Source organism: Pediococcus acidilactici DSM 20284 (assembly GCF_000146325.1).
GTDB lineage: Bacteria > Bacillota > Bacilli > Lactobacillales > Lactobacillaceae > Pediococcus > Pediococcus acidilactici.
In genome coordinates this window covers 47,108-68,041 of the sequence record NZ_GL397067.1, presented here as the reverse complement: position 1 = coordinate 68,041, position 20,934 = coordinate 47,108, and the positions used below count along the sequence as shown (strand labels likewise).

The following is a 20,934-nucleotide window of genomic DNA, read 5'->3' as shown; positions in this document are numbered from 1 at the left end:
ATAGTTTTCTGCCATTTCAAACACAAAATTATTTTTCACTCTTAAAATTTTCTGGATACTTATTTTTTAAATAATAGTAGAAAATAACCCCTACTGCGGTAGCTACAATCCCAATCGCTGTCGTAGTAAATTGTGTGAAGAGCGTGTTAACCAAAATGAAAACTCCTCCTACAAGAGCAATTGCCGGAATTACTGGATAAAGTGGGACCTTATACGGTCGATTTGCATTTGGTGTCCGTTTTCTCAAAACAAATACCGCCACAAAAGCCATGCAGTAGAAGAACCAAATTACGAAAATTAGCATATTGGTAATTGCATCAAATTGACCAGAAAGCATCATTAAGCAAGCAATCAAGTATTGGATAACTCCAGCTGCCCAAGGCACTCCCGCTTCATTTAATTTAGCAAAAACATCTCCGAATGGTAGTTTGTGTTCTTTACCCATTACGTAAGGAATCCTCATCCCTGTCATGGTGTATCCATTGAGTCCGCCATACACTGAAATCAAGATACCGATTGTAACAAATTTACCTCCGATACCGCCAAAAATAACCTTTGCAACGTCAGAAGCAATGTTCAAATTTCCAGCAACGTGATTAACTGGAGCAATGTAGAGGAATACGGCATTAACTAACAGGTAAACCACCATAATCAGTCCGATTCCAAGTGCAATCGCTTTAGGTAGATCCTTACGCGGATTTTTCATTTCACCGGCAATGTTACCAACGTGAATCCATCCGTCATAAGCAAACATGGTCGCTAATAATCCATTCCCTAAAGCTGTCCAAAATGCGCGATGTGGGCCCGCCACAACTGGGAATAGTGAGAAGTTAACCGAACTACTGTGGAAAAATCCTAACAAAACAATTACGGCTAACGGGATCAGCTTAACCACTAAAGCTACCGATGTTACCCAACCACCAAATTTTGCACTAATGCAGTTAACTAACAATAATGAAAGTGCAGTAATGATTGCTACAGGAACTATCCATGTTTGCGAAAGATTAAATAAGTTAGTGAATTGGGTTCCAAACGCAATCGCAATGGCCGCTACATTAGCAGGGAAATAAATAATTGCTTGCGCCCACCCTGCTAAAAATCCCCAAAAGTGACCATAAGTATGCTCAATATAACGAGTTAGGCCCCCAGTTTCAGGGAACATCGCGGCTAGCTCAGCACCAGTCAACCCAGCGCAAATACTAATTAGTCCACCCAACAGCCACGCGAAAAGGGCCATTGAAACCGTCCCAGTATATTCGGTTACCGCGGCTGCCTTAAAGAATACGCCGGTACCAATAACCGTTCCCATAACCGTTGCTAACGCCGGGAAAAAACCAATTGTCTTTTTTAGAGATGTACTATTATCATTCATTGATAATCACTCCTCATTGTTCCAATTTTAATTATTTTAAAAAAGGGACGCTGCAATTCATGCAGCATCCCTTAGATTTTCAATCTGCAATTGCTTGCCTAATCATTCTATCCAATCCCAACTTTGTGTGTATCAACTGGGGAGAAGAAGTGATCAATAATTTGTGAAACCCGTTGAAGGTCAACGTTACCACCGGATACTAGGGCAACGACTTTCTTACCTTCGATCCATTTCTTATCAATCTTGCCTGCCTCAAGTGCAGCAGTTGGTAATGCGCCAGCACCTTCTGCAACAATCTTGGTGCGTTGCATCAAGTCCTTCATTGCTTTAGAAATTTCTTCTTCACTAACTAGAACAATTTCGTCAACTAACTTAGAAACAATTCCGTAAGTGATGTCCCCAGGAACAGCTACATCAGTGCCGTCAGCAAGCGTAAAGTCATCGTGATGCTTTACAATCTTACCAGCATCTACTGAAGCCTTCATTCCGTGAACGTTTTCGGATTGAACCCCAACTACGTGAATGGAAGGGTTGATTGACTTAACTGCTGTGGCAATTCCGGAAATCAACCCCCCACCACCAACTGGTACAATGATGGTTTCTACATCAACCAAGTCTTCGAGGATTTCTAGTCCGATGGTTCCTTGTCCAGCACAAACGAGGGAATCGTTAAATGGATCAACAATCGTCTTTCCTTCTTTTTCAGCTCTTTCATGCATCCAGTCGTGAGCATCATCGAAAGTTGCTCCGTGAATATCAACTTCAGCACCGTAACCCCGCGTAGCATCACGCTTCATTTGAGGAGCTTCGTCCGGCATTACAACCGTGGTGTCAATTCCAGAAAGTTTACCAGTTAAAGCAACCCCTTGCGCATGGTTCCCAGCTGAAGCTGTAATTACTCCATGCTTTTTTTCTTCATCAGACAAGTGGTTAATCTTATTATTAGCTCCTCTGAATTTGAATGAACCAGTAAGTTGCATATTTTCAAGTTTTAAATATACATCTGCATGAGCAACATTGTTACTTAAAAACATTGACTGAACTAATGGCGTCCGACGTGCGTACTTACCAATTACTTTACGCGCTTCTTCAATTTGATCTAAGTTTAATAAATCGTAGGTTTGAGCAACTACTTCATTTCTTGGTTCGTTATTTTTCATGATTTTCACCTCATAATTTAAACGCAAATTTAAAAGTTCGAACGCCTATTTATACATCTAGCTCAGTGTACGGAAGGTCTAACGAATCTGCAAGACCCTTGTTAGTTACCTTACCTTCGTAGAGGTTGACCCCAGATGCTAAAGCTTTATCTTCCTTGATTGCTCCTTCAATACCCTTATCGGCAATTTCCAAAATATAATCAAGGTTACCAGCTGCTAACGCCATTGTAGCAGTCCGTGGAACGGCACCAGGTTGGTTTGGTACAGCGTAGTGGATCACACCATCCTTAATGAAGACTGGGTCATCAATGGTGGTTGGGTGATCAATGGTTTCTACTGTTCCACCTTGATCGATCGCAATATCAGCGATTACAGAGCCCTTCTTCATGCTTTTTACCATGTATTCTTTAACCAACTTCGGTGGCTTTGAGCCTGGGATTAAAATTGTGGATACAAAAATATCAGCATCTTTAATTTCTTTTGCAAGATTTTCTTCGTTTGATTTAACTACGCGAACGTCTTTACCCTTATATTGTTCTTCCAATTGAGCAATCCGGTCGTCGTTTAACTCAATAATTACTACTGAGCATCCTAAACCTAAAGCAGTGTCTGCAGCGCCTGTCGCGGCGTTACCCCCACCGAAAATCACTACATGTCCAGCAGGGATAACTCCTGGAATTCCAGAAACTAAAATACCTTCCCCTTGATGTTGTGCTTCAAGGTAATACGCTCCCATGATTACTGAACGACGCCCCGCAATTTGGCTCATTGGTGCTAACAACTCTAATTTACCATCCTTAACGATGGTTTCACCACCGATTGCAGTAACTCCGGCCTTCATCATTGCTTCAACAGTTGGTTTGGAAGATGCAAGGTGTTGGAATCCCCAAATGATTTTACCTTTATCAAAGTATTGGTATTCTTCAGCATCAGGTTCTTTAACCTTAATGCACAATTCTGCTTTCCATGCATCTTCATGAGAAACGATCTTCCCACCAGCTTTTTCAAATTCTTCGTTAGAAAAGCCTGCACCGATTCCGGCATCCTTTTCAACTAAGACTTCATTACCGGCATCAACCATCTTTTGAACATTTTCCGGCGTGGCCGCTACACGACCTTCCCCTTCTTTTTGTTCTTTAATAACAGCAATTTGCATAAAGACACTTCCTTGTGATTTATTTAACTACACGTATATTATTGCACACTTTACTCAAAGAAGTAAAGCGGTTGCATAATTAAAATCAAATTAGTTTATTTAGATTTGGTTATATAAATATTATTAAAAATTCTACAAATCGTTATTAAATACTGAATTAACGATATAGATAATCTAATCTAATTCAAATTTTTGTTCAATCTCGGCACTCAAATGATTAGAAAAATAAAAATAATGGATTCACATTCACAAAATTACGTCCTTAATTGAACTACTAATCACGTAATGTTAACCTTCTTCTCTGATAATTTTTATGTTCTTTGTTTTTTGACCCTTTATCGAATCATAATAAAAGAACTGATCAATTAAATCGATCAGTTCTTTTAGAAAAATTTACCAAAGTAAATAATTATTTAATGTTAACGTATGTCAATCCAAACATGTTGCTGAGATCTTGTAATTGTTCAGCATCCACGTTGAAGGAAAGTACGGTATGATGACCACCACCAAGTGTGAGCCAGCCTTCAGCACCCTTCTTCCAACCTTGTTTTGGAGTCCACAGTTGTTTAGCAACTGGGAGATGTGGCGTTTCTTTTTCAGGCTTGTTGCCTTGAACATCGTAAGACATGAGCTTGAATTCATCACCGTAGTCAGCCATCGTAACGTCAACCGCGTCGCCTTCCATACCGGTGAAGACAAAGCGTGCAGGGTCATCCTTGCCACCAATGTCAAGTGGGTGAACTTCGACCCGTGGAGTGTCACTAGCTAACGTTGGGTCAACTTCTAGCATGTGTGAGCCAAGGATTGCTTCGTGACCCTTACGAAGGTCAAGGGTGTAATCTTCCATGAAGGCAGTGTGTTGGTTATGCGCAATGATCTTCATTAAGCGATCCAAAGCAGCGGTCTTCCAGTCCCCTTCACCAGCGAAGCCATAACCTTCAGCCATCAACATTTGAACAGCCAATCCTGGAAGTTGTTCCAAACCAGCTAAGTCTTCAAAGTTAGTTGTGAAGGCGGTGTATCCGCGATCGTCCATGAATTTCTTCAATGCAAAGTATTCACGAATTTGGTACTTAGTATTGTGTTCGAATTTTTCTGAAGAATTTTCTCCTTCAACGAAGTTGTATTCCTTCTTCATTTCTTCGTACTTATTGTTGATGTCATCTTCAGCAACGGCGTTAACTTCTTCAACTAAGTCCGCAACTCCCCAGTAATCGACGGTCCAGCCAAATTTAATTTGTGCTTCAATCTTGTCACCGTCAGTAACCGCTACGTTACGCATCTTGTCAGCAAAGGTTACTACCTTGATACCAAATGATTCGTTGTAACCCACGGCTGCGTCCATCCATTTAGCGACTTGTTTTTGAATGTCTTCATCGCCCCAGTAACCAGTGATGATCTTGTTGTTCTTACGCAAGCGTGCATTAATAAATGCATATTCACGGTCACCATGAGCAGATTGATTTAAGTTCATGTAGTCAAAATCAATGGTGTCATATGGAATGTGGTTCAAGAATTGAGTTGCTAAGTGAAGCAATGGTTTTTGCAATAACTTAGTACCGCGGATCCAGTTTTTAGCTGGTGAGAAGGTATGCATCCAGGTAATTACCCCGGCAACTTTGTCGTTATAGTTAGCATCCTTCATTACTTGAGTGATGTTTTCAGCAGTAGTTGCTACCAACTTGAATTTAACTGGATAAGGTAAGTTCTTGGATTCGTTTAACTTATCAACGATTTCGCGAGCGTCCTTTTCTACTGAACGAAGGGTTTCTTCACCATATAGGAATTGACTACCTGTAATAAACCAAAATTCATAATCTTGCATTTTTTTCATGTTAAAGCGCTCCTTTTCTAATTAAAAATATTTTTATTTTCTTTGTGCGTGTTCTTTAGATTTGGCATTATTTTGCCCATAGTAAGCATTCTTCCCGTGTTTACGGTAGTAGTGCTTATCTAATAAGTATTGAGGAACTTCGATATTCCGCCGAGTCATTTGTAAAGCGTGATAGTCGATTTCAGCAGCAACTTCCAATACTTTAGCGTTGTAAACCGCTTTGTCCGGTGTGGCGCCCCAAGTAAATGGTCCGTGTTGGCTAACCAATACAGCAGGAACCGCATTGTGGTCCAAATTCCGTTCCTTAAATTCTCGAACGATTACCTTGCCAGTATTTTCTTCGTATGCCTCTTCAATCTCTTGTTTAGTTAAGGCCGGAGTTACCGGTACGTCACCGTAGAATGTGTCGGCATGGGTCGTACTCAAAGCTGGCACGTCAATTTCGGCCGCTGCAAACGATACCGCCCATGGAGAATGGGTATGCACGATTCCTCCAATGTCTGGAAATTCGTTATATAAAACGGTGTGGGTCGGTGTATCGCTAGAAGGATTCATATCCCCTTCAACAACTTCACCCTTTAAATTAACTACCACCATATCTTCGGGTTTCATTTCTTCGTACGAAACTCCCGAAGGCTTAATAACAAATAATCCCTTTTCGCGGTCGATCCCGGAGACGTTCCCCCAGGTAAACGTAACTAAATCCAGCTTGGGCAGCTGCATATTAGCTTCGTAAACTTCTTGTTTAAGTTTTTCTAGCATCAAATCTCCCCTTCCTAAATTACTTCACCGGCGCGTGCTTCAACTGGCAAACCAGCTTCGTAGTGCTTAGTAAATTCATTGTAAGCAGCCACTCCCTCTGGTTCAGGGCTAAGCGTCATGCTCTCTGGATTATTAAAGACGTTGTAGTCTAAATAATCACTTAAGCTTTGTCCTTGATTATCGGCAGCGTACATCGCCAAAATTGCCATTCCCCAAGGCCCGCCTTCACCAGCATTACTCATCACGGTAATTGGGGTGTTGAGGGCGTCTGACAGAACTTGCTGTGCAATTACGGCAGTCCGGAACAATCCGCCTTGCGCGATCATTACGTCGGTTTTAATATTTTCTTCCTTGCTCAAAATATCCATGCCGATTTTTAGTGGCGCAAATGCAGAATAAAGCTGGGTTTGCATGAAGTTTGGCAAGTTAAAGTGGCTGTCTGGCTTCCGGACAAACAATGGCCGGCCCGCCTTGATATTGGTGATATTTTCACCAGACTGGTAACTGTAGTTGACCAATCCGCCAAGGTCGTGATCCGCCTTAGCCGCCTCTAAGAACAGTGCTTCGTACAACTTATCCGGCGTCAAATTAATCCCTAGTCGAGTCGCAAATTCGTTAAAAATTTGGGCCCAAGCGTTAATATCTGAGGAACAGTTGTTAACGTGAACCATAGCTACTGCCGCCCCGTCTGGCGTCATCACTACGTCAATATCCCGGTGAACTGATTTCAATGGCTTTTCTAATACAACCATTGAGAAGGCCGAAGTACCAACCGAAATATTTCCGGTCCGTTTGCGAACACTATTAGTCCCGACCATTCCGGTTCCAGCATCTCCTTCTGGCGGTGCCATCAAACTACCCGCTTGCAAATTTCCAGTAATATCTAGTAGCTTAGCGCCCTGCGCGGATAATTGTCCCGCGTTTTCGCCAGCCTTTTTAACGCTTGGCAAGACGCGCTTGATGTCCCAGTTAAATGGTTTAACTTCAGGCAAGTTAGCAAAAGTTGCTAACATATTTTCTGAATAATTTCCCGTTTGTTCATCAATTGGAAATACTCCAGAAGCGTCCCCAACTCCTAATACCTTTTCACCCGATAATTTCCAGTGTACGTAACCGGCCAAGGTCGTAACAAAATCCAAGTTTTCAACGTGGTCTTCACCATTTAAGATAGCTTGATAAAGGTGAGCAATTGTCCAACGCTGAGGGATGTTGAAATTAAAGGCTTCCGTTAGTTTGGCTGCCGATTCTTCGGTAATATTATTCCGCCACGTCCGAAACGGTACTAATAAGTCGCCGCTTTGGTCAAAAGCCAAGTAGCCGTGCATCATTGCACTAATTCCAATCGACTTAATTTTGGTCAACGGTTTGTGATACTTACTTTTAACTTCGGCCGCCATTTTTGAATAACTGGTTTGGATCCCCTTCCAAACGTCTTCAAGCGAATACGTCCAAATGTTGTCTTTGTATTGGTTTTCCCAAACAAAACTACCAGAAGCAATCGTCTTATAGTCGTTAGTGATCAAAACCGTTTTAATCCGGGTAGAACCTAACTCAATTCCAAGGGCGACGTTTCCTTGTTCAATTTGGTTTGATATTTCTACAATATTCATTTTCAAAATCTCCAAATTCTTATTTTCTAAGTCCCTGTTCTTCAATTTCTTCTAGACTGTGACCCTTCGTTTCGGGTACCCGAGTTCTGATAAACAATACACCTAATAAACAAATGATTCCGAAGATTGCAAACACTGCTTCTTGCGGCATGTTTGCCGTCATAATTGGGAATAATAAACCAACTAAGAATGAACCGATCCAGTTGAATGATGATGCAACCCCAGATGCTTTACCGCGAATGGCTAACGGGAAGATTTCCCCCACAATTACCCAAGTAAGTGGTGCCCAGGTAAAGGAGTAAAACGCTACGTAAATACATAAGAAGACTACGATCATCATCGGATTCATATCTTTAATAAACATGTTTAAGATTGCTGGGAGGATAAAGGATAGTCCCATAATGGTGCCACCCATTGTCAAAAGTGTCCGCCGTTTAAATTTATCGGCAATCCATAAGAATACTAACGAGCCCAGTACCAAGATAATCCCTTGAATAATCGGCCACATTAATGCTGAACTAGCAGCATTTCCGGTAGCTTTTTCAACGATCAATGGTATGTAATAGAAAATCGCGTTAGCACCTTGGAATTGTTGGAAAGCAGCCACTCCAACCCCGGCAATTACTAGGTAACGATATTTACCATTTAGCAATTGTGCAAAGGAAGATTTTTCATTGGCACTTGCTTCTTCTGCAGCAGTTTCTTGAATCGTTTTCAATTCAGGCTCTACTTCCGCTTCGTTACGGATGTAAGTTAGCGTCCGCCGTGCAGCTTCAACATCGTTGCTCTTAACTAAGAAACGAGGTGATTCTGGCAAACGTAAAACTCCAAAGTAAAGGATGATTGCGGGAACCGCAGCCAGACCAAGCATCAAACGCCATGCCATTGTTTCAGGCAGATCTTTAAGTAAGAAATCAACAATGTAAGATAACAGCATCCCAGAAACAATCATGGTTTGGTTGATTCCGGATAGACGACCCCGCAAACGAGCAGGAGCCATTTCGGACATGTACGCTGGTACCAGCGCTGAGGCTGCCCCTACCGCTAGTCCTAAGAAGATCCGAACAATTATCAGATAAATTTGACCATCGTGCGGCGATAATGCGGATAATAGCGAACCAATTACGAAAATTAATGATGAAATCAAAATCATTTTCCGCCGACCTAGCCGATCTGATAAGTTACCAGCTAAAGCGCCTCCAAAAATAGCTCCAAACATTACTGCACTAGTAATCCAACCGATTACACCGGCGTCACCATATAAGTTCCAATCGTGTTGTAAGAACGGGAGTGCCCCAGTCATTACCCCAATGTCATAACCAAACAAAATTCCTCCAAATGAACCGAAGAAGTAAATAAATCCACTTGGAATTTTCTTTTCCTTGCCCATGCTATTCCTCCTTAAACCGTTTCCATTTCTTTGAAAACGTATTCATTAACTTGCTTTCATCTTAGAATATTTATACGGACAAGTCAACATGAATTTTTAAAATTTATTAGCATAAATTTATCTTATGGACACTAAAAAAGAGGTGTAATACCAAAGATTGGTACTACACCTCTAAATTTATCTAAACAATTGACTGTTACGATAGTTCCTTAATTGACTCTCGGTAAATAATTTCAGGTTCGTAAATTTTATTTTGAATATCCGTCTTTCCATCAATCATGTCAAAAATCATCTTGGCTGCGTCCCGCCCTAATTTTTCCTTCGGGTGTTCTACAGAACTTAACTGTGGGGACATATACTTTGATAGCTTATAGTTATCAAAGCCAAAGATGGAAATGTCATCCGGCATACGTAAGCCTAAGGACCGCGCTAGTGCCATCACCTGAATGGCAATTTGGTCATGGTAACAAATAATCGCAGTTGGCCGTTCATTTGGCGAGCGGCTCAGAATTTGTTCGATTTTCGTAAAGACCGACCGCATGTTATCCGAAGTTTGGTACATCACGATTTCACTTTGATAAACCAAGTCTTGATGTTCCTTATAGGCCTTAATAAAACCATTCATTCGGTGAACACCTTGTTGATCATCAACTTTAAAAACGCCTAAAATCTTTTGGTGTCCCATACTAATTAATTTATTAGTAATGATTTTTTCTGCCCGGGTATCGGCCATTTCCGCGTATGGGAAATCTAATTCAGGGTAATGCGCGTTAATAAACACGGTAGGCAACTTCGACTCTTTAATTTTCTCGTACAAATCACGATTAGGGTTGCCTAAAGCGCTCTGGGTGGGCTCCACAATCAAACCTGATAAATTACTATCCATCATCTTTTGGACGCTCTTTCTTTCTCGAGCAGGATCATTTTGCGTATTGCTAATGAGGATTGAATAACCACGTGAGGAAATCAACCGGTCAATGCCTGTAATAATGTACGGAAAGATATACTCCGCAATGTGGGTGGTGATGACGCCAATCACCTTATTTTCTACCTTTTGGTTTACGTATTTTTGCCAGTCGTCGACAAACATTCCCCCGCCTTGTACCCGGTAGATGTAATGATCATTTTCTAAATCGCCAACCGCGCGTCGGATTGTATAACGACTCACGTCATATTTTTCCATTAATTCTGATTCAGTTGGCAATTTATCGTTAATTGAATAACTCCCCGATAAAATTTCTTCCTTTAAATCTTGTTTAACCAGTTCGTACTTCTTTTCGATGATTGCTCCTCCTCTACTACAGCAAATTTATTATACGATAAGTAAAATGTTATCACTTATTTTTAAATGATAAATCTCTAATACCGATTCTTTTTTAATTCTATGCATTCGTCGTTAAAATCATTGACATTTATCCGGACAAATTTTAGGATTAAGGATAATGATAACGGTTTCAAACATGGAGGTACATAAATATGCACATTGATATACTTAAGTTCGATCAATTTCGCGGCCACCAGGTCGAAAAAATTCGCTTAACTAATGACCACAATGTTTCCGTTGGGGTGCTCACCATGGGAGCCATCCTAAATGAATTTTCGGTCCCCCAAGCTGATGGCCGAAAAAATCTCGTACTTAGTTTTGACCAAACTAAAAAGTATTACGATAACCCCTTTTACATTGGAATGGCAATCGGTCGAACCGCGGGACGCATTAAGGACGGAACCATGCCGTTAGCAAAAGGAGCGGTTCATTTACCACCAAACGAAAATAATAATACTCACCACGGCGGTCCCCACGGTTTCTTTGATTACCTCTGGGACTACCATCTGCAAAAGGGTGAAGACTTTTTGTCCGTCACCTTTACTCATCAAATCAAAGAAAGCGACGACGGCTATCCAGGAAACATTGCTGTCGCCATTACGTTTAAACTCACTAACGACGACCAAGTTATCATTACTTATCAAGGAACTGCTGATCAACCAACGCTTTTCAACCCAACTTGTCATGCATACTTTAACTTAAGCAATCGTGACCATGTATTGAACCACCAGTTGACGATTGCTAGTGCACAGTATTTAGCCGTTGATCAGCAAAAGATCCCCACGGGGGAGTTTCTTGCCACCGCAAGTACTGCCTACGATTTCCGTCAACCGGTAAAGCTACAAGACGCCATTGCCGCCTTGCAGAGCACCCCGGAAAAGGGTCTCGATGACATCTTTAAAATTAACGAAAACGCCGCTCCAATCGCGAAACTACAAGACTTAGATAGTAAAGATGCTCTCGAAATTTATTCTAAACGCAATGGTCTAGTGGTTTACACCGCTAACGCTCTCGACGATACCTTAAGCTTTACTAGGGGACCGGGGCGGCCTCAAATGGGGATCGCTATGGAAGCTCAAACTCTGCCAGACACCCATAACCATCCCGATTTTGGCGATATCACTTTATCAGCTAACGAACCCCAATCTTACACCATCACTTATCGCTATTTAAAAGGTAATTAATTTTTGAACCACAAATTCCCGTAGTTATTAGATTCTTTTCTAATAATTACGGGTTTTTATTTACCAAATAAAGATTTTACATTCTATTCATTAAAATGGGTAACAATTTGATTGACAAAAACCAGTCTCTTCCCACTATACAGGAGCCCCCTTAAAAAGCAAGCGTTTTCCTAGCCTCAAAACCGGCTTGTTTTATTTTTAATAAACCCGAACTATAAAAACAAAAATAACGTTAAAAGTTCTTTTATTGCTAATTATAACGTGTTAAACTCAAAGCATAGTTAAGATTCAGGAAGGAGTGCTTTGAATGAAACGATCCGTCAATGATTATTCATCCCTTTGGCAACGCATTAAAAATGAAAAGAAAATTTACCTAATTAGTTTGGTACTAGTGTTAATTGCCGATGGGATTGGCGAGGTCACCTTTAAAATTGGCAACGGCGTGATTATTTTCTTCCCCGTTTTCTACGCAATTATTTTAGGAATTATGCTCGGTCCTCAGGTTTTAAAAATAATCCGGCCTGTCGAAACTACGGCTGCCGGAAAACTTGTTTTAGTTGGCATCTGTCCTTTTATCGTTAAACTCGGTATTACCGCAGGAGCCAACCTTCATTTAATTTTAAATGCCGGCCCAGCCCTATTGCTACACGGTTTTGGGAGTCTCCTTGGCCCAATTTTGGCTCTTTCGATTGCGATGTTACTTGGCCTGCACCGCGAAACCATTGGGGCTTGTAGCTCCTTAAATCGTGAATACCACTTAGCCGTGATTAATAACGCGTACGGTGCGGAATCTGCTGAAAGTAACGGCAGCTTAGCCCTTTACATCGTTGGCGGCATGATCGGAGCAATTTACTTTGGTATCATGGCTTCCTTAATTGCTAGTACCGGTTGGTTTACCCCTCAAGCACTCGGAATGGCTTCCGGAGTTGGCGCCGGAATCTTCATGGCAAGTGCAAGCGCTAGTTTAGCCAACGCCTTCCCTGCCCACGCCGCAGTCATTACCACAATGGCTTCAGCTAGTAACACAATTGCTGGAATTACCGGAATTTACATCACCATGTGGCTTGCCCTCCCCCTGACTGAAAAGTATTACGACCTACTTTGTAAAATTTTCCGTTTACAAACTCAACGTCATCTTAAATTGAACCGAGGTTAAAGCATGCGTTATCGAGAATGGACTTTTCTATTAATTGTATGTGGGATTGGTACTGGATTAGCCAATTGGATTGGTTACGGTATCTCATTTCAAAAAAGCCTTAACGGCATCTTCGCATTGACCGTGATCACGCTTTTAGCGGTGCTTTGCGTAAAATACCTCCCCCTTAAGCTTCCGCTAATTGCCTACTGTTCAATTTTAGGACTATTGGGAGCGGCGCCCTTTTCGCCCGTTCACGCGTGGCTAATTAGCAGTGCAAACGCCATTGAATTTGCGGCCCCCTTTACCATCGTGGGTTCCTTTGCCGGAATCGCCATTAGTGACCAACTGCAACGTTTTGTTAGCCAGGGCTGGAAATATGTTATCGTTGGAGTTCTAGTTATGACCGGAACTTTTCTGGGCTCCTGTTTATGGGATTCCTTCACGTTAGGCTTAACCAAATTACTTTAGCGAGGTTCTTATTAACGATGTCTGATATTCTAATCAAAAATGCCACCATTTTAAAACATGCTGGACAAATTAATACCAAGCAATCGATTTTGATTCATGACGGTCATATTCAACAGGTTGGTGCTTTTTCCTACCCTATTAAATTCACGGGTGAGATTGTCGACGGAGCCGACCGCCTTTACCTTCCGGGATTAATTGACAGCCACTTACATACTGGACAGCAACTTTTGCGGGGACGCGTACTTGATGCTAAACCAGTAATTTGGACCCGAGTTATGCTACCTTTCGAAAGTCAACTAACCGCGTCCGAGATGAAACTAAGCGCAGAATTAGCTGCTCTAGAAATGATCACTAGCGGAACCACTGGTTTTGTAGAAGCTGGCAGCTACCACATGGAAAGTGCTGCAGAAGTTTACGCTCGTAGTGGTTTGCGTGGCGCGTTGACTGCCTCCACCATGGACGATCCCCAGCTACCAGCGTCAATTAAAATGAGCGCCCGCGAAGCCGTCGCCCAAACCACCCAACTATATCAGCAATTCCATTACCAAGGTCGTTTACAAGTTTACTATTCGCTACGAGCCCTCACCGCTTGTTCCGACGAGTTAATTGACCTTGCTGCTGAGGCTGCTCAAACACACCACACTTTTTTAACCGCGCACATGAACGAATACCCCACCGAAATACTCAACATTATTCAACGAACCGGTTTACGTCCTTATGAATGGCTTGCCAAACGCCATTTACTGAATGACCACTTTTTAGGTGCCCATAGTCTCTTCTTGTCTACTCAAGAAAGAAAACTTATTAAAAAGTACCGGGTCAAACTCTGTCACTGCCCGTTTAGTAACGCTGGGAAAGGAATCCCCGTCACCCCCGAGTTACTGCAAAATCAAATTTCCGTTGGGTTAGGAACCGATGGCGCCGCTCACGGTGGTTTAAGCCTTTGGAACGAGATTAAAATTTTTCGCTCCCTAATGGTTGCTACCCACGGCCTTCGATTACGGCAACCTAACGTCATGCCCGCTGCTCAAATTTTTCAAATGCTCTTAGAAGGAGGCGCCGCCGCATTAAACCACGCTGGGCAGTTAGGCAAAATTCAACCTGGTTACAAAGCCGACTTAATTGCAATTGACCTTGATCAGCCCCACCTTTACCCTTCCGACAACTGGCAAAACACCCTGTTAGAGTGTGTCAACGCTAACGATGTCACGGATACGATGGTTGACGGACAGTTCTTGATGCGAAATCGGCAAGTACTCACCCTCGATCAAGAACGCATTATGGCTGAAGCTCGCAATTACGCGTGTCCCCTTTGAATTACACCCTATTCCAATCCAAAAAGAGGTTTAAAAAAACTAAAAAATCCTTTTCAAGGATGAAAAGGTCTTTAAAAAGTTGTTTTGGTGTTTTGATTTCAATAGAGCCAAAACACCAAAGTAAAAACGATTCATGAGGAAGTTTCACCTCACGAATCGTTTTTTGTTTAGAGACTTTTGGCACCCCCTCATGATTAGCCGCTTTAAAACACGAAAAATTTATTGCCAGCGTTAAGCCCCTTTAATAGCTATTCGCTTAAAAAATCCACCAACTTAGCATAGGTTTCCTGGGCTTCTTTATTACTAAAGTCAAATTGATACTCGTGATTCAACTTGGCGGTTTTCTTCGGATAACTCACTTTAGTCACCTGTCCATTATGGTCACTAATTGCCTTAGCAGTGGCATTCATTTGCTTTGTAAAGGTATTCGTGTTGCCATCAGTCAAAAAAGTCTTCGGCGCCCAATCTTTAACGTTGCTGATAATTGATAAGTCACGAATGGACTTCTTTTTTTCAAAATGCTTGTCGGCAAAATACGCCCAGCCGCATTTAGCATATAGGAAGCTAGATGTGCGATCACTAACCTGGGTAAACTTTTGGGGTTCTAGCAATCCCGATAGCGACACAAACTTTTTAACTTGCTGACTTTTTAAAACCGGCTGCACTTGATCCATTTTACGAATCTTTTTATTTTGCAAAGCTAAAACATATTCACTGCTTATTTGCGCCCCAGCTGAATCTCCGCCAATGGTGACATTGGACCAATCAATTTGTTTTCCGTATTTTTGCTTGGTTGCCTGAACGGCTTGGTTGAGCTGTCTAACTGGTGTCGCATGATGCCTTTCTGGTGCAAGAGTGTAGTTAATATTTACCACGACTTGGTTAGTATCTGCGCTCAAAAGTTTTAGATAATCCTGACAATCGCGTTTATCCCCGCCGACATAGGCACCGCCATGCATCCAGAAAAGCACGGGCCTTTTACTAGCATGGGGCGGTAAGTACACGTCCATGACACTCTTGCTCAAGTGCTTTCCGTACTTAACGTTTTTTTGCACCGTTAGCCCAGCCGTTTTTTGCTTGAACTTTTTGGGCCGGGGGTACACTTGATGTTTTTTGGACGTATCAAATTGTTGCCGGGTTAATAAACTGATTGGTCGGGGCGTTAACGCGTTAATTAGCATTACTCCGCCAATTAATAAAATTACCAAAGCTGGTATTATGATTAACAATCGTTTTATCCATCGCATAATTAGTATCTTCCATTTTCACTAGGATTATTTTCTTAAACGTCGTTATTGATCACCGCAACTAATTCATCCCGCATTTGCTTGAAATCGTTCGCAGTTTGCCTAAACAATTTTGGCGCTGCACAATGACTATCTTCCATCCATTTTTGAGGAGCTGTTTCTCCCAAAAAATGTTCTAGGATCGCCGTAGTCCGTTTTTCATCCGCAGCCTTTGCAGACTTGATTAAACTAAAGTCCTCGACCGCCCGTTCCAACTGCTTATAGCGTAGCGATAATAATAAATGCCCATTTTCTCCTGGGTATACCAAACAATTATCCCCGATCGGCAACGAACTGGTGTTGTAACGAATATCCTCCCGGGCGTTGCTTGGCCAGCAGTTAAATGCCCACCGCAGTAAGCCATTTACCGGTAAGAATGCTGTCAACGTACCTTGCAACCGGGTTTCCAATAACGGGCTGTGCAAGAAGGTATTGGGATGGTCTGGGTAATTGCAAATATAGTACTGGACTTCCCCAGGATGGCTGGCTTGCAATTTGCTGCCAAATTGGCTAGTACAATAAAACGAAGTTGCCAAAGTATCCACTAACGGAGCTAATTCGTTTAAGATCGGCTCCTTATCAAAGGCAACCTTAACCTTGAGATCTGGCACCATCTGTTTCAACGCAGATAATGCGTCCTTAAATTCTTTTAACTGTGCTTGTTTGGGCTCGTCTGCAATTAGCCGGACTTTCTCCCAAACTTGCAACTCATTTAGATGATCGCAAAGTGCTTTAACGTAGTTCGTTAAATCCGCTACGTTATCGATAAATTGCATCGTTTCGGTAGTTTCGTCTAGATAACGAACCACTAAATTTTCTGGATAATCTTTAATGGTTACCTGTGGAAAGAATGGTGGTTTCCAAACTCCTAGTAGGCCAAAAATTTCAATCTCTTGGTCAATTCCCCGTTTAGCAAAGCTAGCGAGATAACGATCCAAAACGGTAAAGTCACATTTCAACTTACCTGTGGAATCTTTACTAACCTGGACCATTGAATATTCGTATAGGTTTGCGGGGTAGTCTTTGACAATGTAGTTAAACCATCCCTTCCAAGGAATTTCACCAGCAATCACCGTTACTGTTTTTTGTCCAATTTGCGCTAGTTTTTCGGCCATTTCATCAATTAACGCAAAGTGCTGGTCGCCCCACATGGGTACATGGAGCGTGCGAGCTAAATTAGAGGGCTGCTGCCAGACGTCAAGGTGAAAATCCTTCGTTGGTTCGGGTGTTAGTGCAAAATCAGCCACCATAATTTGGACTTCTTTTTCGGCCACCAAGGCTTCTGCTCCAGTTAGACTACTTTGGTAAATTTTGATTTTCACAGTGTGGTTACCCGTTTTTACCGTTTGGCTAACCGGAATTTCTATATAAATCGGGGCCCACTGGTTTCCTGGATAGGTATGACTAGCCTCGCTTAAAAGTTTATCGGCATAGGCGACGTCATCCTTCCCCAAATAGTATTCCACAAAATTAGTTGTCAAAGGCAACTCAGTTTCAAACGCAACCCGGTACATCGGAGTTTCCAAATCGTCTGGAATTGAAAACTGGGTACCTAACGTATAGTGATTGCGGTGTCCGTCGTTAAGCAACAGCATAAATGCCGCCTTACTGTTTTTGAAACTGTGCACTTGTGCAATGGACGGCGGAAGCGGTTGGTTAAGCGCGGTCGTTGGCCGCCAACTTTCGTCGGTGATGATACTTTTCATTATTAATTTGCTCCTTCCCCCATCGTTAATTTACTTTGTAGTTGTTGCAGAATCGTTGCGTTAAAAATTTGCGGCGCTACCTCGTGAAGTTCCGTAAGGTTAAACTTACGAACGATTTTATACCGGCTACGATCTTGCCAAACTGGAAAATACTCTAAGAGAATTTTTTTATTAGCTGCATTGCGCATTAGTTCGCCGACCGGCATGGTTAAAACATCCGGATACTCCGCCGGCTTAGACGTCTTCTGCCAATTAATTTCCATCCACTCGCAGCATAAGTCAAACCACTGGGCAAACCGCGGGTCATTTTTTCCCACTGCCGAAGTCCCCAACGAAAGCCCATGCTTACCTTCTTGAAAAACGTGGGCCTCAAACAAAACGTCGTGCTCCTCTAAAGCTCGCAGATATAACAACGAATTTTCCACCGGTACCACATTATCTTGAAAGGTGGTAAATAAAAAGGTTGGCGGAGTCGTTGCGGTAACTTGCTGGTTTAAGGATAGGGCTTGCACCTGCATTACCTCGGCAAACGAATCTAAAATTGCCGGATAGCCTAAAACACATAGGCTGGGCTTTTCGCTTAGCATTGTCGACATCGCCGCCGCTAAATGCCCACCTGCAGAAAAGCCCACTACCGCAATTTTATCCACCTCAATTGCAGCGTTTGAAGCAATTTGTTTAATTTGCTGTAAAGCCAGTTGACCATCATTCAAAGCTGCTTGAAAATCGCGAAATTCTCCCACGTGATAACGTAATACCGCGGCATGGTAGCCTTTTGCCAAAAAAGCTAAGGCCACCGGTTCAGCTTCCCGTTCACTACAAAAATTGTAACCGCCTCCCGGAATTATTAAAATCAACGGTCGGGGAGTACGCAAATCTGTTTGTAAATACACCGTCATTCCCGTATTGGCTGACTCGTCAAATACGTAATTACTTTTTTTGATAATCGGAACCCCCTTCCTTAAACTAGTCAACTATTCCGTTATGTTCAATTACCCGTTGGTACCAATTAAAGCTATCCTTTTTATAACGCGCTAAATCTTTAAGCTCGTCGTCGGTCCGGTTAACGTAAATAAAACCGTAACGTTTCCGCATCCCTTCGTGCGTGCTAATTAAATCAATTGCACTCCATGGACAATATCCGATCACTTCAACGCCGTCTTGGATAGCTAATTCCATTTGTTGAATGTGCTGTTTTAGATAATCAATTCGATACTGATCATGAATTTGATGGTCTTCCGTAAGTTCATCATGCGCGCCGATTCCATTTTCGGTAATTAACACTGGCAAATGGTAGCGGGAGTAGATTTCGTTCAGGGTAAACCGGAATCCTTGAGGATCGATTGGCCACCCAAATTCAGTCAGTGGTAAATGTTCGTTGGTGACCGTTTGAAAAAATCCTGGAATCCCAAACCCCGATTGTTGGTCAATCTGATTTTCTTTAGCAAAGTATGCCGCAACCGTCATGGTGTTGTAGTAGTTAAAGGCAATATAGTCGCACGTCCCCGCCGCTAAAATTTCCCGGTCGGTTTCCGTAACCACTGGCGCAGCTCCAATACTTTCTAAAATATGCCAAGCATTGTGGTTGTAGCGTCCGTAAACTGCCACGTCTAAGAACAACCAGTTGCGTAACGCACTCATGTTAAGCGCTGCCAACTGGTCCGCTGGACGATCAGAAGCAGCATAGACACTAGCAATGTTGGGTGCAGGCCCAATTTTTCCTGGATAACCTTGTTCATGATAGTGTTTGGTTACTAATGCTTGAGCAACGAGCATGTGATGATTTTCCTGGAATTTTTCACGCATACTTTTTTGGCTAGTCCCAATTACCGAACCAGCAAGTGCCATTACGTTTTGCTCGTTTATCGTCTGCCAGTACTTAACGTCTTGGCCAAAGTTTTCAAATAAGACGTCGCAGTAGTCCGCGAATTGCTGAATGGTCTCCCGATTTTCCCATCCGCCAGCTTGGTCAATTTCCGCAGGTAAATCAAAATGAAATACCGTAACAATTGGTTCAATCTGATTTTCCTTAAGCAAATTAATTAGGTTACGGTAAAATTTAATGCCTTCTGGATTCACTTTACCGTTAGGCATGACCCGGCTCCACGCGATTGAAAAGCGGTAGGCCTTTAACCCTAATTCTTTAAAAAGCTTTACGTCTTCAGCAAACCGGTGATAGTGGTCCACCGCGACCTTAAAATCAGTGGTTCCCGCTGGAATGTCCTTTACATCTTGAACGGAAGGCCCCTTTCCATCGGCGTTCCACCCGCCTTCAACTTGATAAGCACTGGTGGAAGCTCCCCACAAGAAATTTTCTGGAAATGTTTTAGCCATAATTAATTACCTCCGCAGCCCCAATTAAGTTGGCATCCGCCTTAAAAAAAGCGTCCGTGATGTCAATTTGCTTAACCGTCTTCTTAATAATTGGGGATGTATTTAAAATTTGTTGGTACGCTTCCTGAACTTTTTCGATTAATAGGGGCTGACTGCTAATGCCGCCACCGATGACGATTTTGTCTAAGTCCAGTACAGTTTGTAAATTGAAACAAATTTGTGCGACCCCAAAGCAATAGTCCGCAAAACGTTGGTTAGCGTCCGCGCTAGCTTGCTGGTTCAACTGGGCAAATACGGTAGCTCCGTCAGCTTCGGTGTTTAAAATGCTTGCTAGATCTTCCACTAGGTTAACGGCGGATAAGCCAATTCCAACAAACGAGTCGCCTGATTGAACGCGCCGATCCCGCATCATGAAACTTAATTCGCCTGCTTGGTGATGGCTACCCTTATACAAGGAGCCATTCAAACAAATTCCTAATCCAACCCCGGTTCCTAAAATAAGTGCAGCCCCATTACGAATTTCCCGCAAGTTACCCCGGCGCATTTCACCTAAGGTTGCCGCCTTAGCGTCATTTTCGATTGTGACCGGTAACCCAGACATTTTGTTCACAACCGTCTTTAGATTAATCTGGTCAAGATATGGGATTGCCCCGCCAAACCGGACGGTTCCATCATCTTCAACGGTGCCCGGAACGGCAACCGCAATTAATTCAAAATCATCTACCGTCCGGTACCTTTTAATGAGGTCTTCGAGTAATATTTTAAAATCTAAATAGGTGTTGGGGGTCGAAAATTTTTGGCGATCACTAACCGTACCGTCGGTTACAATCCCCGCTTTAATGCTGGATCCCCCAATATCAATACTTAACTTTTTCATTTGTTTTCCCCACGTTT

17 protein-coding genes are annotated in these 20,934 nt (G+C 42.4%); 4 read left to right on the top strand and 13 right to left on the bottom strand.

What is annotated here, in order from left to right; translation table 11 throughout:
* Positions 1-28: 28 nt before the first annotated feature.
* From HMPREF0623_RS00375 to HMPREF0623_RS00340, 8 genes are all read right to left on the bottom strand, one after another.
* The gene (locus tag HMPREF0623_RS00375) at positions 29-1,372 is read right to left on the bottom strand and encodes an APC family permease (protein ID WP_004165629.1); all 1,344 of its coding nucleotides are present in this window, start codon (positions 1,370-1,372) and stop codon (positions 29-31) included.
* Between the two features lie 107 nt (positions 1,373-1,479).
* Positions 1,480-2,532, bottom strand: coding sequence for a bifunctional threonine ammonia-lyase/L-serine ammonia-lyase TdcB (gene tdcB / locus HMPREF0623_RS00370; protein ID WP_004165628.1), 1,053 nt, complete (start codon positions 2,530-2,532; stop codon positions 1,480-1,482).
* A gap of 49 nt (positions 2,533-2,581) precedes the next feature.
* The gene (ald, locus tag HMPREF0623_RS00365; RefSeq protein WP_004165367.1) at positions 2,582-3,688 is read right to left on the bottom strand and encodes an alanine dehydrogenase; all 1,107 of its coding nucleotides are present in this window, start codon (positions 3,686-3,688) and stop codon (positions 2,582-2,584) included.
* A gap of 409 nt (positions 3,689-4,097) precedes the next feature.
* Positions 4,098-5,522 carry an L-arabinose isomerase gene (gene araA / locus HMPREF0623_RS00360; protein ID WP_004165627.1) on the bottom strand — a complete coding sequence of 475 codons (1,425 nt, stop codon included), beginning with the start codon at positions 5,520-5,522 and terminating at the stop codon, positions 4,098-4,100.
* A 33-nt stretch (positions 5,523-5,555) separates the two neighbouring features.
* Positions 5,556-6,284: an L-ribulose-5-phosphate 4-epimerase gene (locus tag HMPREF0623_RS00355; protein WP_004165370.1), complete on the bottom strand. Its 729-nt coding sequence runs from the start codon at positions 6,282-6,284 to the stop codon at positions 5,556-5,558.
* A 14-nt stretch (positions 6,285-6,298) separates the two neighbouring features.
* A complete protein-coding gene (locus tag HMPREF0623_RS00350) occupies positions 6,299-7,894 on the bottom strand; it encodes a xylulokinase (protein WP_004166822.1) in 1,596 nt (531 codons plus the stop codon).
* Between the two features lie 19 nt (positions 7,895-7,913).
* Positions 7,914-9,284 carry a sugar porter family MFS transporter gene (locus tag HMPREF0623_RS00345; protein ID WP_004165373.1) on the bottom strand — a complete coding sequence of 457 codons (1,371 nt, stop codon included), beginning with the start codon at positions 9,282-9,284 and terminating at the stop codon, positions 7,914-7,916.
* Positions 9,285-9,480: 196 nt separating this feature from the next.
* Positions 9,481-10,566 carry a GntR family transcriptional regulator gene (locus tag HMPREF0623_RS00340; protein WP_036668203.1) on the bottom strand — a complete coding sequence of 362 codons (1,086 nt, stop codon included), beginning with the start codon at positions 10,564-10,566 and terminating at the stop codon, positions 9,481-9,483.
* A 194-nt stretch (positions 10,567-10,760) separates the two neighbouring features.
* Here HMPREF0623_RS00340 and HMPREF0623_RS00335 point away from each other — a divergent pair, with 194 nt between their 5' ends.
* The 4 genes from HMPREF0623_RS00335 (at position 10,761) to HMPREF0623_RS00320 (ending at position 14,714) form a co-directional block, all read left to right on the top strand.
* Positions 10,761-11,792: an aldose epimerase family protein gene (locus tag HMPREF0623_RS00335; RefSeq protein WP_004165623.1), complete on the top strand. Its 1,032-nt coding sequence runs from the start codon at positions 10,761-10,763 to the stop codon at positions 11,790-11,792.
* A 307-nt stretch (positions 11,793-12,099) separates the two neighbouring features.
* Positions 12,100-12,948, top strand: coding sequence for a DUF3100 domain-containing protein (locus tag HMPREF0623_RS00330; RefSeq protein WP_004165622.1), 849 nt, complete (start codon positions 12,100-12,102; stop codon positions 12,946-12,948).
* Positions 12,949-12,951: 3 nt separating this feature from the next.
* Positions 12,952-13,398 (top strand): hypothetical protein, encoded by a 447-nt coding sequence (locus HMPREF0623_RS00325; protein WP_004165621.1) that lies wholly within the window; start codon positions 12,952-12,954, stop codon positions 13,396-13,398.
* A gap of 17 nt (positions 13,399-13,415) precedes the next feature.
* Positions 13,416-14,714, top strand: coding sequence for an amidohydrolase family protein (locus HMPREF0623_RS00320; RefSeq protein WP_004165620.1), 1,299 nt, complete (start codon positions 13,416-13,418; stop codon positions 14,712-14,714).
* Between the two features lie 248 nt (positions 14,715-14,962).
* Here HMPREF0623_RS00320 and HMPREF0623_RS00310 read toward each other — a convergent pair whose 3' ends face one another.
* The 5 genes from HMPREF0623_RS00310 to HMPREF0623_RS00290 are packed head-to-tail and all read right to left on the bottom strand — an operon-like array spanning position 14,963 to position 20,917.
* Complete coding sequence (locus HMPREF0623_RS00310) at positions 14,963-15,961, bottom strand: alpha/beta hydrolase (protein WP_004165617.1); 999 nt, start codon at positions 15,959-15,961, stop codon at positions 14,963-14,965.
* Positions 15,962-15,996: 35 nt separating this feature from the next.
* Complete coding sequence (locus tag HMPREF0623_RS00305; protein ID WP_004165615.1) at positions 15,997-17,706, bottom strand: DUF4091 domain-containing protein; 1,710 nt, start codon at positions 17,704-17,706, stop codon at positions 15,997-15,999.
* Between the two features lie 2 nt (positions 17,707-17,708).
* Positions 17,709-18,680: an alpha/beta hydrolase gene (locus tag HMPREF0623_RS00300; RefSeq protein WP_004165614.1), complete on the bottom strand. Its 972-nt coding sequence runs from the start codon at positions 18,678-18,680 to the stop codon at positions 17,709-17,711.
* The gene (locus HMPREF0623_RS00295) at positions 18,673-20,040 is read right to left on the bottom strand and encodes a glycoside hydrolase family 1 protein (protein ID WP_004165613.1); all 1,368 of its coding nucleotides are present in this window, start codon (positions 20,038-20,040) and stop codon (positions 18,673-18,675) included. Before HMPREF0623_RS00295 ends, HMPREF0623_RS00300 begins: the two co-directional genes overlap by 8 nt.
* Complete coding sequence (locus HMPREF0623_RS00290; RefSeq protein WP_004165612.1) at positions 20,033-20,917, bottom strand: ROK family protein; 885 nt, start codon at positions 20,915-20,917, stop codon at positions 20,033-20,035. Before HMPREF0623_RS00290 ends, HMPREF0623_RS00295 begins: the two co-directional genes overlap by 8 nt.
* Positions 20,918-20,934 lie beyond the last annotated feature (17 nt).